The sequence below is a fragment of the Vibrio sp. QJM3NY_27 genome (assembly GCF_057785955.1).
This window is the reverse complement of sequence record NZ_CM173511.1, coordinates 955,628-970,088: the sequence shown is the minus strand read 5'-3', so window position 1 is coordinate 970,088 and position 14,461 is coordinate 955,628. Positions and strand designations below refer to the sequence as shown.

General features: G+C 44.2%; 10 protein-coding genes. 6 read left to right on the top strand and 4 right to left on the bottom strand.

The window, feature by feature from the left end; translation table 11 throughout:
• Positions 1–224 precede the first annotated feature (224 nt).
• Positions 225–1,157 carry a 50S ribosomal protein L3 N(5)-glutamine methyltransferase gene (gene prmB, locus AC3CIA_RS04435; RefSeq protein WP_054548177.1) on the bottom strand — a complete coding sequence of 311 codons (933 nt, stop codon included), beginning with the start codon at positions 1,155–1,157 and terminating at the stop codon, positions 225–227.
• Between the two features lie 62 nt (positions 1,158–1,219).
• Between prmB and smrB the strand changes: the two genes are divergently transcribed.
• Complete coding sequence (gene smrB, locus AC3CIA_RS04430; protein WP_054548176.1) at positions 1,220–1,750, top strand: endonuclease SmrB; 531 nt, start codon at positions 1,220–1,222, stop codon at positions 1,748–1,750.
• Positions 1,751–1,921: 171 nt separating this feature from the next.
• On the opposite strand, the gene sixA is transcribed toward smrB, so the two are convergent.
• On the bottom strand, positions 1,922–2,386 hold the full coding sequence (gene sixA, locus AC3CIA_RS04425; protein WP_054548175.1) for a phosphohistidine phosphatase SixA: 465 nt from the start codon (positions 2,384–2,386) through the stop codon (positions 1,922–1,924).
• A 304-nt stretch (positions 2,387–2,690) separates the two neighbouring features.
• On the opposite strand from sixA, the gene AC3CIA_RS04420 reads away from it, so the two are divergent.
• Positions 2,691–5,468: an insulinase family protein gene (locus AC3CIA_RS04420; protein WP_488518582.1), complete on the top strand. Its 2,778-nt coding sequence runs from the start codon at positions 2,691–2,693 to the stop codon at positions 5,466–5,468.
• A 403-nt stretch (positions 5,469–5,871) separates the two neighbouring features.
• Here the strand turns inward: AC3CIA_RS04420 and fadJ are convergent, their stop codons facing one another.
• Both fadJ and fadI read right to left on the bottom strand, forming a co-directional pair.
• A complete protein-coding gene (fadJ, locus tag AC3CIA_RS04415) occupies positions 5,872–8,118 on the bottom strand; it encodes a fatty acid oxidation complex subunit alpha FadJ (protein ID WP_488518581.1) in 2,247 nt (748 codons plus the stop codon).
• Positions 8,118–9,425, bottom strand: a complete 1,308-nt coding sequence (fadI, locus tag AC3CIA_RS04410; protein WP_488518580.1) for an acetyl-CoA C-acyltransferase FadI — start codon at positions 9,423–9,425, stop codon at positions 8,118–8,120. Before fadI ends, fadJ begins: the two co-directional genes overlap by 1 nt.
• Positions 9,426–9,987: 562 nt before the next feature.
• Here fadI and AC3CIA_RS04405 point away from each other — a divergent pair.
• The 4 genes from AC3CIA_RS04405 (at position 9,988) to AC3CIA_RS04390 (ending at position 14,421) form a co-directional block, all read left to right on the top strand.
• On the top strand, positions 9,988–10,536 hold the full coding sequence (locus tag AC3CIA_RS04405; RefSeq protein WP_065206809.1) for a sigma-70 family RNA polymerase sigma factor: 549 nt from the start codon (positions 9,988–9,990) through the stop codon (positions 10,534–10,536).
• Positions 10,529–11,257, top strand: coding sequence for a DUF3379 domain-containing protein (locus tag AC3CIA_RS04400; protein WP_488518579.1), 729 nt, complete (start codon positions 10,529–10,531; stop codon positions 11,255–11,257). Before AC3CIA_RS04405 ends, AC3CIA_RS04400 begins: the two co-directional genes overlap by 8 nt.
• Positions 11,258–11,554: 297 nt before the next feature.
• Positions 11,555–12,817: an outer membrane protein transport protein gene (locus AC3CIA_RS04395; RefSeq protein WP_050621067.1), complete on the top strand. Its 1,263-nt coding sequence runs from the start codon at positions 11,555–11,557 to the stop codon at positions 12,815–12,817.
• A gap of 296 nt (positions 12,818–13,113) precedes the next feature.
• Positions 13,114–14,421, top strand: coding sequence for an outer membrane protein transport protein (locus tag AC3CIA_RS04390; protein ID WP_488518578.1), 1,308 nt, complete (start codon positions 13,114–13,116; stop codon positions 14,419–14,421).
• Positions 14,422–14,461: the final 40 nt, after the last annotated feature.

Below are 14,461 nucleotides of genomic sequence, written 5' to 3'. Positions count from 1 at the left end.
CAATATGTGATAGTTATTCACATTAAGCAACTAAATAATATGAAACGAATCCTCAACGCTAAGTACGATATCCAAAATTTAGGCAATAAAAAACGCCATGCAATGCTGCATGGCGTTTAAATTAATACAGATAGGGTTTCTTTAATAACGAAGGTAACCCGAATCTAATCAAAGAAGCTTTTTCGATACAAAGTTTAGTCTGTACAAACTTAGTCTATAAAAACTTAGTCTTTGTAGATAGAGAACTCATCTGCGCAAGCCACTAACTGCTCGCGAGTGATCATGAATACGCCATGACCGCCATTCGAGAACTCAATCCAAGTAAATGGAATTTCTGGATATTGGTCCATCATGTGAACCATTGAGTTACCCACTTCACAGATCAAGATACCATCATCAGTTAGGTAATCTGGTGCGTTAGAAAGAATACGGCGAACCAGTTTAAGGCCATCAGTACCCGCTGCTAGGCCAAGTTCCGGCTCATGAGTAAACTCTTCCGGTAGGCTGTTCATATCTTCTTCGTCCACGTAAGGTGGGTTCGATACGATCAGGTTGTATTTCTCTTTTGGTAAATCACGGAAAAGATCTGAACGGATTGGGAACACTTGCTGCTCCATTCCGTGATCTTGAACGTTCTGCTCAGCAACTTGCAATGCGTCAGTAGAGATATCAATCGCGTCTACTTCAGCATCAGGGAATGCATGAGCACAAGCAATAGCAATACAGCCACTACCCGTACAAAGGTCCATGATGCGCGTTGGCTCTTCAGTTAACCAAGGTTGGAATTGAGCTTCGATCAGCTCACCAATTGGCGAACGAGGCACAAGAACACGTTCATCAACGAAGAACTCTAGACCACAGAACCAAGCTTTGTTGGTTAGGTAAGCCGTTGGTGTACGATCATTGATACGCTTGATTACGCGCTCAACAATACGCAGACGTTCGCTGCTCGTTAGACGAGAGTTCATCACATGCGAAGGAACATCAATCGGCAGATAAAGAGTAGGTAAAATAAGTTGTACCGCCTCATCCCACGCGTTATCAGTGCCGTGACCATAAAAAAGGCCCGCTGCGTTAAAGCGACTAACAGTCCAACGAATCACATCTTGAAGCGTGTGTAGTTCTGATACCGCTTCTTCTACAAAAATCTTATCCAAAATTGTCTCCGAAAAGCGCTACAATACTGCTAATTACGTTTCTAATTAGAATTCATAACCTGATGAGCAAAAAAGACACCGACTTCGATGACGATTTCGCCCTATTCAACGATGCAGTAAAGGGCGTTAAAAAGTTGCAACAGGATACCATAGTCCAGCAGCCAAAAAGAAATGCCAAGCAAAAAGAAATTACTCGCACGGCAAGACAAGCCAGTGATAGCGAGTTTTATTTCTCGGATGAGTTCATTCCGCATCTTAGCGAAGAAGGTCCAACACGTTATGCGCGTGATGATGTCTCTAAGTATGAGGTGAAGCGCTTACGTCGTGGTGTCTACGTACCTGATGTGTATCTTGACATGCACGGTATGACTCAACAAGAAGCGAAACGCGAGTTAGGTGCCATGATTGCGCACTGCGTGAAAGAGAGCGTGGCGTGTGCCTGTGTTCAGCACGGTATCGGTAAACACATCCTTAAACAGAAGGTGCCTTTGTGGTTAGCGCAGCACCCAGATGTAATGGCTTTTCACCAAGCACCATTAGAGTTTGGCGGCAACGGCGCGCTGCTGGTTTTACTTTCCATTCCCGATAAATAACCTCTAGTTTGCTGTTTATTCAACAAAAGTTAACTAGCCAGTTATTGATTCGTACAAACAGCGTTTCAGAAATGACAAAGGGCATCTCAATTGCATTGAGGTGCCCTTTTTATTTGTCTTCAACTTTGTCTTTTTTTTTGTAAAAAAAGAGCCCAACGAGCTTTGTCTAGTCTATGGATTAATATTCCAAAGTAACTCGCCCTTTTGTGTCTCAAGGTCGAATTCGATACAAGCTAATCCAGAAGTCGGAAACATTGGTGGTGCCATGCCTGTCGCGAACTCAGCGGTTAAGTAGCCAACTAGAGGTAAATGAGAAACAAACAAAATGGTCTCTAGTTTTTCTACTTCAGCCATCGCTAAAGTCAAATCAAACACGTCGTCAGACATTCCATAAGGCGTAATATCATCACAGGTTTCTACTTTCTTTCCGGAAAACGCCTGAGATATTTCTAACCACGTTTCTTGTGCCCTTAAATATGGGCTCACAAGCACTTTATCGAATTGACTAATCCCCTGCTCATTTGCAGCTTGAGCCACTGCAAGAGATGCCATTTTCCCGCGCTTGGTTAACGCTCGTTCTGCATCCGAGTCCGCAAAATGTTCTGCTTCACCGTGGCGCATTATGAATATTTTCATGTTCAGTCCTGTCTACGTAACATTTCGAAAGTCGATATATCCCATATCAGCGATACGCTACTTAGCGTTTGGCTCTCAAACTAGAGAAGCCGCAGTCTATATAAATAATTATATCAAGTCACTTGCTAAAGAGTTCGACTTTCTTAACAATCTTATTAAAAGAAAATAAATCACTGATAAAAATCGATAAAAATGATTTAGAAGTCGCCAAAAAGCTCTTCATATCCCAAAATGTGATCGCAAGGTTTGCACCTCAAATCATCGCGTACATAATTTAAAAACCACCTTCTCTGGAGATGCTTCTGTGCATTTAAGCCCTAATGATGAACATCAATACCGTTACGTAACCTTGGATAACGGATTGCGAGTACTGTTAGTTCACGATCAGAACGCTCAAAAAGCTGCAGCCGCACTCGCCGTTAATGTCGGGCATTTTGATGACCCTACCGACCGAGAGGGTTTAGCGCACTACTTAGAGCATATGCTATTTTTAGGAACTGAAAAGTATCCAAAGGTCGGAGAGTTCCAAAGTTTTATCAGCCAACATGGCGGTAGCAACAATGCTTGGACCGGAACCGAACACACCTGCTTCTTTTTTGACGTTGAATTGAATGCCTTTGAAACCGCACTCGATCGCTTCAGCCAATTTTTCACAGCACCACTTTTTAACGAAGAAGCACTAGACAAAGAACGCCAAGCCGTTGATTCAGAATACAAAATGAAACTCAACGACGACTCGCGACGCTTATACCAAGTTACCAAAGAACTGGTTAATAACAATCATCCATTCTCGAAGTTTTCTGTCGGTAATATCGAGACGTTGGGTGACAGAAACGGTGAAACGATTCGACAAGAGATCTTGGCTTTCCACCAGCAACAATATTCAGCCGATCTAATGACGCTGACACTGTCTGGCAATCAATCATTAGATGAGATGCAAAGTTGGGTTGAGGAGCGTTTTAGCTCGATTACCAATCACAAACTACAAGGCAAAAAGGTTGAAGTACCGATTATTGGCGAGTTAAGCACTGGCGTACAGGTACACGTAGAGCCGATAAAAGAAGTACGAAAGCTAATTTTAACCTTCCCTATGCCAAGCATGGACGAGCACTATGGGATTAAGCCATTATCATTCTTTGCACACCTTATCGGTTACGAAGGCGAAGGCAGTTTGATGATGCAGCTGAAAGAGAAAGGTTGGATTACTTCCCTCTCGGCAGGTGGCGGCGCAAGTGGCAGTAACTATCGTGATTTCACGATCAGTTGTTCAATGACCATCGAAGGCTTAACCAAAACCGATAACGTCGTTCAAGCAATATTTCAGTACATCAAACTCATTGAACAACAAGGCATCGAAGAGTGGCGTTATCTTGAAAAGCGCGCCGTTTTAGAGTCCGCTTTCCGCTTTCAAGAGCCCTCCAGACCGCTCGATGTCGTCAGTCATCTTGTTATTAACATGCAGCACTATCAAGAGCAAGACGTAGTGTATGGCGATTATAAGATGTCGCACTTTGACGAAGAATTACAACGATCTTTGCTTCCCTACTTATCTGTCGACAACATGCGGGTCACCATCGTAGCTCAAGGCTTCGAGTATGATAGAGAAGCGAAGTGGTACTTTACGCCCTACTCCGTCACACCTTTTAGCCCAGAGCAGACCCAGTGCTTTACGTGCATCAACCCCGGCTGGATGTTTGAGCTGCCAAGTAAAAACCCATTTATTTGCTACGACTTAGACCCTGCTGAACTCGAAGGTGATGCTAAGCACCCACAACTGTTAGAAGAACTGGATGGCTTTAAGTTGTGGCACCTCCAAGACCATCAATTTCGAGTACCTAAAGGTGTGGTGTATATCGCTATCGACAGCCCACACTCAGTCGCCACCCCGAGAAACATCGTTAAAACACGCTTGTGTGTAGAGATGTTCTTGGACTCGCTTGAAAAAGATACGTATCAGGCTGAGATTGCGGGTATGGGCTACAACATGTATACCCATCAGGGCGGTGTAACACTCACGCTTTCGGGATTCAGCGAAAAGCAACCACAGCTGCTCAATATGATCCTTGAGCGCTTCCAAGCACGCGACTTTAGTCCAACACGCTTTGAAACTATTAAGCACCAATTGCTCAGAAACTGGAATAATGCGTCGCAAGATCGTCCTATTTCGCAACTGTTTAATGCGATGACCGGAATACTTCAGCCAAATAACCCGCCTTATTCCGTTTTAATTGAAGCATTGGAAACGATTGAGGTCGATGAACTCTCTTCTTTTGTTCAAGCGATTTTGGCAGAACTGCATGTCGAAATGTTTGTGTATGGTGATTGGAAAAAAGCCGATGCACACAAGATGGCTGAAACGCTAAAAGATGCATTACGTGTTCAAGACCAAGCTTACGAAGAGTCACTACGCCCGTTAATCATGTTGGGTGAAAACGGCAGCTTCCAACGCGAAGTCGTATGTAATCAAGATGATTCAGCCATCGTGGTTTACTACCAGTGTGCTGATATTTCACCTAAAAATATTGCGCTGTATTCATTGGCCAACCATTTGATGTCAGCCACCTTCTTCCATGAGATTCGTACCAAGCAGCAGCTAGGCTATATGGTCGGCACTGGCAATATGCCGTTGAACCGACACCCAGGCATTGTGTTGTATGTGCAATCACCGAATGCTGCCCCGGCAGACTTATTAGCCTCTATAGATGAGTTCCTCAATGCCTTTTACATGGTGCTGCTGGAGCTTAACGACTATCAATGGCATAGCAGTAAACGCGGCCTCTGGAATCAGATTTCAACGCCAGATACCACCTTGCGCGGTCGCGCTCAACGTTTATGGGTTGCGATAGGCAATAAGGACTTGGAATTCAATCAGAGAGAACGAGTCTTGGAAGACCTCAAAGGTCTAACACGCTCAGACATGATGCGTTTTGTGGTCAGCCAACTTAAACCTCGCACGGCTAATCGTCTGATTATGCATGCACACGGTAATGCTCATAATGAGGAAGAGAAGTTGTCAGCAGGTGTGGAGATTGGCTCAATTGATGAATTTCAGTTACGCCCTAAAGACTGTGAGCTTGGCTGATAAAGCTGGAATGAAAATCAGTAAGGTTGATGTGAAAGCATCAACCTTTTTTCTTGGATGAAGCACAAAATCAGATCTCCGATTACGCTCCTTCGTCGCTTTAGGAGATGACGGTAGTTTCGATTGCAATGCATTAGCCACAATCCCACTATTAACACTAATAGCTTACTTTCAACCTCTCTTTCATCATTCCCAAGAGGGAGGAACGACCGAGTTGGGAATCTCCCGACACACCGATAATATCTGGCAGAACACATCCCTCTCCTCGTCATTCCCGAGAAGGAGGAACGACTGAGTCGGGAATCTCCTTCCTTTCGCACACTCAAAAAAATAAAAAAAACCGCATCAATTGCTTGATACGGGCTTGATAATCAATGTGCTAGAACGTTACTTGTAGAGAGAGTTACCTATAAAAAGACTCATCCAAACCAGCACGTGTCAGTAGGCCATCGCATGGCGCAAAACGATCACCGTACTTCTTAGCGAAGTCGTTCATCATTTCGACCAATGACTTAATACCAATTTGATCCATGTATCGGAACGGACCTCCTAAGAATGGAGGGAAACCGATACCGAAAATAGCACCAATATCGCCATCACGTGGGCTGCGGATAATACCGTCATCCAAACAACGAACCGCTTCGTTTAGCATAGGTAACACACAGCGCATCGCGATATCGTTATCGCTCAACTTAGGATCTGGTTGCAGCTTAAGCAGCTTGTAAACTGACTTATCGACTTCTTTCTTCTTACCTTTGTAAGTGTAGAAACCTTTGCCACTCTTACGGCCTTTGCGGTTGTCATTCAAAAGAATATCGAACACATCAGGGCCTTGGAAACGATCGCCAAGCTCATTCACTAAAATTGGAATAATCTTCGCGCCGATATCAACACCCACCTCATCTAATAAGGTGATAGGGCCAACCGGGAAGCCGAAGTCCAATAACGTGCTATCGAGCTTTTCAATCGGCTCATTTGCCAATAATAAGTGCGCGGCTTCATTCATGTACGGAGCAAGAATACGGTTCACGTAGAAACCCGCCGTGTCTTTAACAACAATTGGCGTTTTGCCTTGCTTCTTCGCTAATGCAACAACTGTCGAAATCGTCTCTTCTGACGTTGTTTCATGAGGAATAACTTCAACCAATGGCATTTTATCTGCAGGGCTGAAGTAGTGAAGACCGACAACGTTTTCTGGTCGCTGTGCCTTCTCTGCAATCTTGTGGATTGGCAATGAAGAAGTGTTGGTCGCAAAAATAGTCTCAGGTTTCGCATTCGCCTCAATGTCGGCAATCATCGATTGCTTAAGATCGAGGTCTTCAAATACCGCTTCAATCACCACATCGGTGTGATTGAAGCTCGTAAAGTCGATACCACCAGAAAGCTGAAGCATTTTGCTTTCAAGTTCAGCTTTACTCAAAATGCGACGTTTACGCTGCTTATCGAACAACTTAAAGTTGTAGTTCAGCGCGTTCAGCACGCCTTCATTGGATACGTCTTTAATGCGAACAGGAACTTTCGCTTTGGCAACGCTGACATGACTGATACCAGCACCCATAAGGCCGCCACCCAGCACACCAACACGCTTAACCGCTTTGGGTTCTGCGTCTGCACCGTGTTCTTTTTTCATTTCAGTGGTTGCGAAGAAAATAGAGCGGAGAGCTTTAGATTCTGCGGTCATCACCAATTCAGAGAAGCGCTTCGCTTCATGCTGAAGGCCTTTATCAAAACCATTCTCTAGGCCATAGCGAATTACATCTAGAATCGCATCTGCTGCTGGGTAATTGCCGCGTGTTTTCTGATTAGTTTTCTTAGAAGCTTGTTCGAAAATTACTTTACGACCAAGGCCATTACGTGAAATCAGCTTTTCTTTAGTTGAAGCCTGATTTTGAGACGCTAGACGTTTGCCTTTTTTGCTACCAGCATTCTTTTCAACAAAGCTTTTAGCCACTTCGAGCAAGATAGTTTCTGGCACACAAGCATCGACTACACCTAAAGATTTCGCTTTCTTAGCGCGCAGTTGCTTACCCGTAAGAATAAGGTCAAGAGAAGGCAGCAAACCGATAAGACGAGGAAGACGTTGTGTCCCGCCCGATCCGGGCAACAAACCTAGTTGGACTTCTGGTAAACCAAGGCGAGTCTTGTCTGAATCGGTGCATACGCGATAATCACAGGCAAGAGCTAGCTCTAAGCCGCCACCTAAACATGGACCGTGAATCGCTGCGACTACTGGGTACGGAAGATCTGAGAGTGTTTGGAACATCTCCTGTCCTTGACGAGCGAGAGACTGCGCTTCATCAGCCGTCTTACAAGCATCCAGCATTCGAACATCAGCACCAGCAATGAAGTTATCTGGCTTTAGTGAATGAACGATCAAGCCCTTAACTCGGCTTTGCTTTTCCTTCAACTGCTCGAAGATGGCTTTCATTTCTTCGGCAAACGCCGCTTGTAGCGTGTTCATTTTTTCGTTTGGCACATCGATCGCTAGCCATGCAATATCTTGGTCATCGATAGTTAAAGAAAATGCGGTCGCCTGTTTTACGGCTTCATCGTTTGTAACTGTCTTGTCACTTTTGGATGCAGCCACTGGAGTTGAATCCGTTTTTTTGACTGCTTTCTTTTCTTTTTTCACATCAAGAGTCGTAGACATTATTCCACCTCCAAGATCATTGCTGCACCTAAGCCACCAGCCGCACAAGCTGTATTCAGTGCTAAGCCGCCGCCGCGACGTTTCAGTTCACGTAGTGTTTGGGTCATCATGCGTGCACCAGTCGCTGCAAACGGGTGTCCGTAAGCAATTGAGCTACCCAGAACGTTGAACCTCTCCATATCAATCTCGCCAAGCGCTTTTTCACGGCCAAGGTTTTTCTGAGCAAATTCGTCACTTGCAAACATTTTAACGTTAGCCAGAACTTGGGCTGCAAATGCTTCGTGCATCTCGATAAGCGTTAGATCTGATAATTCTAGACCGGTATTCTTCAATACTTGAGAGGTCGCGTAAGTTGGCCCCATCAACATATCCGTTTCAACACCAATCGCTGAGAATGCATAGCCACGAATATAGCCAAGCACTTCTAAGCCTAGCTCTTTAGCTTTACCTTCGCGCATCAACATCACCGCAGCGCCGCCATCGGTAAGAGGCGTGGCATTGGCTGCCGTTACACTGCCGTATTTTCTATCAAATGCTGGACGTAATTTAGCGTAGCCTTCAACCGTTGAGTCGTGGCGAATATTGTTGTCTTCCGCTAGATACTTTTTATAAGGTGCCGGGAATGCCGTCATAACTTCATCTTTAATCTTGCCTTCTTTCCATGCTTGAGAAGCCAGAGAGTGAGATCGATGAGCGAGCGCATCTTGTTCCAGACGAGTGATACCATGAGTTTTTGCCATCTGCTCTGCGGTTTGTCCCATGGATAAACCTGTCGAGTATTCTGCGACTGCCGGTGGTACTGGCATAAGATCTTTAACGGAAAGCGTTTTAAGAATCTTAAGCTTTTGACCCATTGTTTTGGTTTTGCTGAGCGCTAATAAGTTTGCCGCTAACTTTTTCGAAACACCGATTGGCAATACAGAAGAAGAATCCGCACCGCCTGCAATACCGACATCAATCGTGCCAGCCATAATGCTCTCGGTCACGTTAACTGCCGCTTGGAAGCTGGTCGCACATGCTCGTGTGACACTGTAGGCATCGGTATTGATGTCCATGCCTGTACCCAACACGATTTCACGTGCAATGTTCGGTGCTTCTGGCATTTGCACTACTTGGCCGAACACCACTTGTTCAATAAGCGCAGGATCGACATCTGTTCTTGCAAGCATTTCGCTCACAACCATTTTGCCTAGGTCGACTGCAGGCACCTGACTAAATTCTGTGCTCTGACGAGCGAATGGGGTTCGTAATCCAGCGACAACGGCAACACGTTCTCCAGAACGGGTTTTGACTTCCTGTTTGCCCATGGTTTCTCCTTAATGTTAAGAGGTCTGACCTGAAGCATTGTAAAGAAGTTGTTAATTAAATCAAACGAGCGTTTAAATAAACGTGATACGAGTATCTCACTGTTTGAAAATATAACTGCGCATTCAGGCGAACCTTTTGGGGGGAAAGGTTGTCGTAAGAGACTAAACTATTGTAAGCAAAGACTGTTATCGCTGTGTAGGGAATGGTTTTCTTGAGGCAAAAAAAAACCACACAAAACTGTGTGGTCGGAATGTATATAAAGCAATTAACTTAACGCCAATTGAAATAATCAGTTTCCTGATTAGGAGAAAGTAAAGTCAGCCTTCAAAAGGAAGTGTCGTCTTGCTCAACATGCTAGCCACGAATGACTAACTAGACGACAAGGTGTACTATAGCTTGTTCGAGGCCTTAGATTTTGAAGTAGATCAATTTTAATGTGATTTTACGGTTTCCTGCCGATCGTTAGCCCTAAAAACGAAACAGAATATAAAAACGAAGCACAACGTATAGAGGACAGCTATACGCAGAGCAATTATGGAGGCTCGTGTGTCAATAATAAAAATGTTTGGAAAGAAAACAGCCAAGCGTCCGGTCAACTCTGATATGGACAAACAAAGAAAATATGAAGCACTCGTGCGTGCCTATCATCGTGACCTCTTTCGCTACGCCTATTGGCTATGTAAAGACAAGAGCATTGCCGAAGATTTAGTACAAGAGACTTGCCTTCGTGCATGGAAGTCACTCGATAGCCTTCAAGATGAAAAAGCCGCTAAATCTTGGCTGATTACCATCTTGCGACGCGAGAATGCTCGACGTTTTGAACGCAAACAGTTTGATCTGGTTGATATCGACGATCATGGTAATGATGCTAGTGTCAGCGATGACCCGCACCATCAACATTTGTGGTTGCAAGCTCAGATCATGAAACTTGAAGTCGATTACCGTGAACCGCTCTTCCTACAAGTGATTGGTGGATTTAGTGGTGAAGAGATTGCCGATATTCTCAATCTCAACAAAAACACAGTAATGACACGTTTATTCAGAGCTCGAAATCAGTTGAAAGAGATGCTGGATACAGAAGAGGCAGAGAGGGGGCAACATAATGGATGATTTGGAATTTCGTCGTAGTGTATTGTCGGAACCTAAGCAACGTACACAAGATATTATTGATGCAGCAGCAAATAGCGAAACCAATAGTAACTTTTTAGACGATGTACTATCGCTTGATAAGCAGATCCATTCAGCGATGAATGTCGATGTGCCAGACGATCTTGCTGATCGTATTCTGTTCAATCAGACCTCAAGTGAAGAAAGTAAAGTAGTAAGACCTACGTTTGCTAGACGGGCAATGGCGATGGCCGCTTCAGTGGCATTCATTGCTGGCTTACTTGTAGGACAGGTTAATTGGGGAAATGCACTGGTTGCTCCTGCTCAAGCAAGTTTAGTCGATACTGCAATGAAACATGTTGTTGATGAAAAAAGCTTTGTGAGTTCAATCGACGAACAAGTTACATCACAACAGATCAACGCAAAAATGAATCCATTCGCTTATCAATTTGATGAAGCCTTCCCTTACCACGTCTATTACCTGAACCATTGTGGCTTTGGCAAGTCCAACGCAATGCACATGGTTTTTCAAGGCGAAAAAGGCAAGGTAACTCTGTTTTTAACTGGAATTCCGACTGACAAGTCTATCGACTTTGATGAAAAAGGCATGTCAGGCTCAGTAACACCAATCGATAACAGCAGCCTGATCCTTGTAGGTGAAGATGGCGAGGACGTTTCTAAGATCGCCGAAAAGCTAACCAAAATGATCAAACCGATGAGCTAACAAGCCTCTAAAGCCCCGTAATTAAAGGCCCAGCAATTATACTCTTGATATTGCTGGGCTTTACTTATCAATTTTCCATAAAATCATTCACCACACCAATACCTCTAGAGTTAAAACTCTAAAAAACAGCATTTCACACCATTTTCGTGCCAGATAGGCGTCATTTCCATAATTTTACCCTCAAAATTTCCAATGGTCGGATTTGTATATCGTATACTTGCGAATAGGATCAGCCACCATTGAGCAATTGCTCAAATTAATCGCCCTGTAGAGGCGGATATATAAAGGAATAAATGAATGACTACCAACAACACGCGTCTGTTTAAAAAGTCTCTTTTAGCAGTAACAATTACACTGGCGTCTTCGCAAGCGATGGCAGCAGGTTTCCAACTTAACGCACAATCAGCAACCGGCATCGGCCGTGCTTTCGCTGGTGATGCAGTAATCGCAGATAACGCGTCAGTAATGGCACGTAACCCTGCAGCAATGGCACTATTTGACAAAACTGAGCTATCTCTTGGTTTTGAAACAATCACTTCAATGATTGAAGTGAAAGATACTAGCTACAATACGCTTGGCGGCGCAATGCCAGTCGATAGCGTTGATGATGTTGGTGATACTTCTGTAGCTCCAAACATTCACCTCATTGTTCCTGTTAATGAAAAGTTTGCTTGGGGTGTGAACGCTTACTCTAACTTCGGTACTAAAACTGAGTTTTCAGATGATTACCTAGCTAGTGAATATGGCGGTTTAACAGATGTAATGAGCATCAACTTCGGTCTAGCGGGTTCATACCGTCTAAACGATCAATGGAGCTTTGGTGCCGGTCTAGACCTAATCTATGGTGAAGGTACAATGAAACGTACTGCTGGTATCGGTTTTGGCCAAGCAGCAGGTACAAGCCTACTTGACGTGGATGGTGCAACTGGTTGGGCTGTGGGCTTCAATGTAGGTACAGTCTACGAGTTAGATGAAAACAACCGCTTTGGTTTCTCATACCGCTACAGCCCAGAGTTCACAGCTGAAGACGATAACGGTCAGGAAATCACTCTTCCTCTACCAGATATGGCTGAGTTCTCTGGCTTCCATAAAATCGAAGACACTAAGTTTGCAGTTCACTACTCTGTACAGTGGATTGGTTGGAGTGCATTTGACTCAATTGATTTTGAGAACCTAGACCCTACACAATCAACACTAGCTTACGCATTAAGTGGTGGTACTGGCGCATACCAAAAAGACTACAAGTGGCAAGATGGTTGGCACTACGCTATTGGTGGTACTTACTACCTAAACACTGATTGGACACTACGTGCTGGTTACATGTATGACACAAGTGCGCAAGACTCACTAACTTCTATCTCAGTTCCTGACTCAGATCGTCAGTGGTTCTCTGCTGGTTTTACGTACCACATTAATACAGACTCTAACGTAGACTTTGGTTTCACTTACCTACTAGGTGATGACACTAAAGTTGAAGAAAGCTTAGGTGCGACATCTGTTAGCGCAACTACACATGCTGATGCAATCCTACTAGGCTTGCAGTACAGCCGTAGCTTCTAATATAAGCTAATAAGTACCCCCCAAAGGGTCGCATTACGCGACCCTTTTTTATTGCATAACCCACTGACCAACATCAATTTAAGCTTACAGCTGTAGCCTGCAGAGGCAAAATATGCCTACAAGTGTACGCTCAAACTTCGCAACACAGCCGAAACATTTAGATTATTTCTCTAATAATTAAACACATTTACTCATTTAATCCCTAAAACACTGTTTTATTCGAATTTCATTTTTAAAGTAATAACTCTAAACGTAGAATCACGACACTAAATACTTATGATTCAGCGAACATAATAATGAAAATGAATAAGACTCTTCTATCTGCTGCAGTGGCAGTTGGACTACTTTCGACTTCTACCGTCACTAAAGCGGCTGGTTTTCAACTAGCAGAATACTCAGCAACAGGCCTCGGCCGTGCGTATGCTGGTGAAGCAGCAATCGCAGACAACGCAGGTTCACAATGGCGTAACCCTGCCCTTCTTACTTACCTAGAAGGCACACAGGTTTCTGTTGGTGCTATCTATGTTGACCCGAACATTGATATCGATGGTACTTCTACATCTGCTTTTACTGGCGCTAAGTCCTCATCTAACTCTAGCGATTTTGCACACAGTGCCGTGATCCCAAACTTTTATGTTTCTCATAAGTACAACGACAAGTTTGCATTAGGTTTTGCTGCTGGTACTAACTACGGCATGGAAACAGATCTAGGTAAAGATTTTGGTGGCGCAAACCACGGTAACGAAGCAAGCGTTACCACAATGGAGCTAAACTTAAACGCGGCATACCAAGTACTTGAAAGCGTTTCTATTGGTGGTGGTATTCGTTACATCATGGCTGAAGGCAGCTTTGGTGCGGTATCAGCAACAACAATCCCAACGATGGTAAACCAAGGTGATGCACTTAAATACATGGAAGGTGATGATACAGCATGGGGTTGGCAAGTCGGTACAGCTTGGCAGATCAATGAAAGCAACCGCTTAGGCTTCACCTACAAGTCTGAGGTAGATCTAACATTGGAAGGTCACGCAAAAGGTCTTGCTTTTGATTCCGTAGCAAACGCAATTGGTGGACCAGTTAAATCTAAGTACAACGGTTCTATGGCGTTAGCTCTTCCTGCTACAGCAGAATTAGCTAGTTTTCATCAGCTAACAGACAAAGTAGCGGTGCATGCGAGCGTAAACTGGACAAATTGGAGCAGCTTTAAAGAGCTTGTTGCCGACATCCCTGAATTCGGTCCAGCTCGAACTCAAGAGATCAAGCAAGAGAACTGGGAAGACAACTACCGCTTTGCAGTTGGTACGACTTACCAAATGACGCCTAAGTTAGCTTTACGTTCTGGTATTGCATACGATACTTCAGCTGTAAGTGAAGAGCACCGTACTGCGACGATCCCAGAAACGGACCGCACTTGGTTAAGTATTGGTGCTGGCTACCAATGGTCTGAGCAATTAACTCTAGATGCAGGCTTCACTTACATTTTAGCGAAAGATGCGAAAATGCTAGAAGATGACGCAGCATCAGCACCGTTTGGCGGCACTTTTGAAGGTGAAGTAACGGGTAGCATTTGGCTAGTAGGTATCCAAGCTAACTACCGTTTCTAATCTGGTTACTTAATCTAAAGTAGCAAATATAAAAAAGGCT

Excerpts from the sequence above, each read along its gene's own strand:
- smrB (WP_054548176.1), top strand. The coding sequence starts at position 1,220 with ATGAGCAAAAAAGACACCGACTTCGATGACGATTTCGCCCTATTCAAC.
- sixA (WP_054548175.1), bottom strand. The coding sequence starts at position 2,386 with ATGAAAATATTCATAATGCGCCACGGTGAAGCAGAACATTTTGCGGAC.
- fadJ (WP_488518581.1), bottom strand. The coding sequence starts at position 8,118 with ATGTCTACGACTCTTGATGTGAAAAAAGAAAAGAAAGCAGTCAAAAAA.
- fadI (WP_488518580.1), bottom strand. The coding sequence starts at position 9,425 with ATGGGCAAACAGGAAGTCAAAACCCGTTCTGGAGAACGTGTTGCCGTT.
- AC3CIA_RS04405 (WP_065206809.1), top strand. The coding sequence starts at position 9,988 with ATGTTTGGAAAGAAAACAGCCAAGCGTCCGGTCAACTCTGATATGGAC.
- AC3CIA_RS04400 (WP_488518579.1), top strand. The coding sequence starts at position 10,529 with ATGGATGATTTGGAATTTCGTCGTAGTGTATTGTCGGAACCTAAGCAA.
- AC3CIA_RS04395 (WP_050621067.1), top strand. The coding sequence starts at position 11,555 with ATGACTACCAACAACACGCGTCTGTTTAAAAAGTCTCTTTTAGCAGTA.
- AC3CIA_RS04390 (WP_488518578.1), top strand. The coding sequence starts at position 13,114 with ATGAAAATGAATAAGACTCTTCTATCTGCTGCAGTGGCAGTTGGACTA.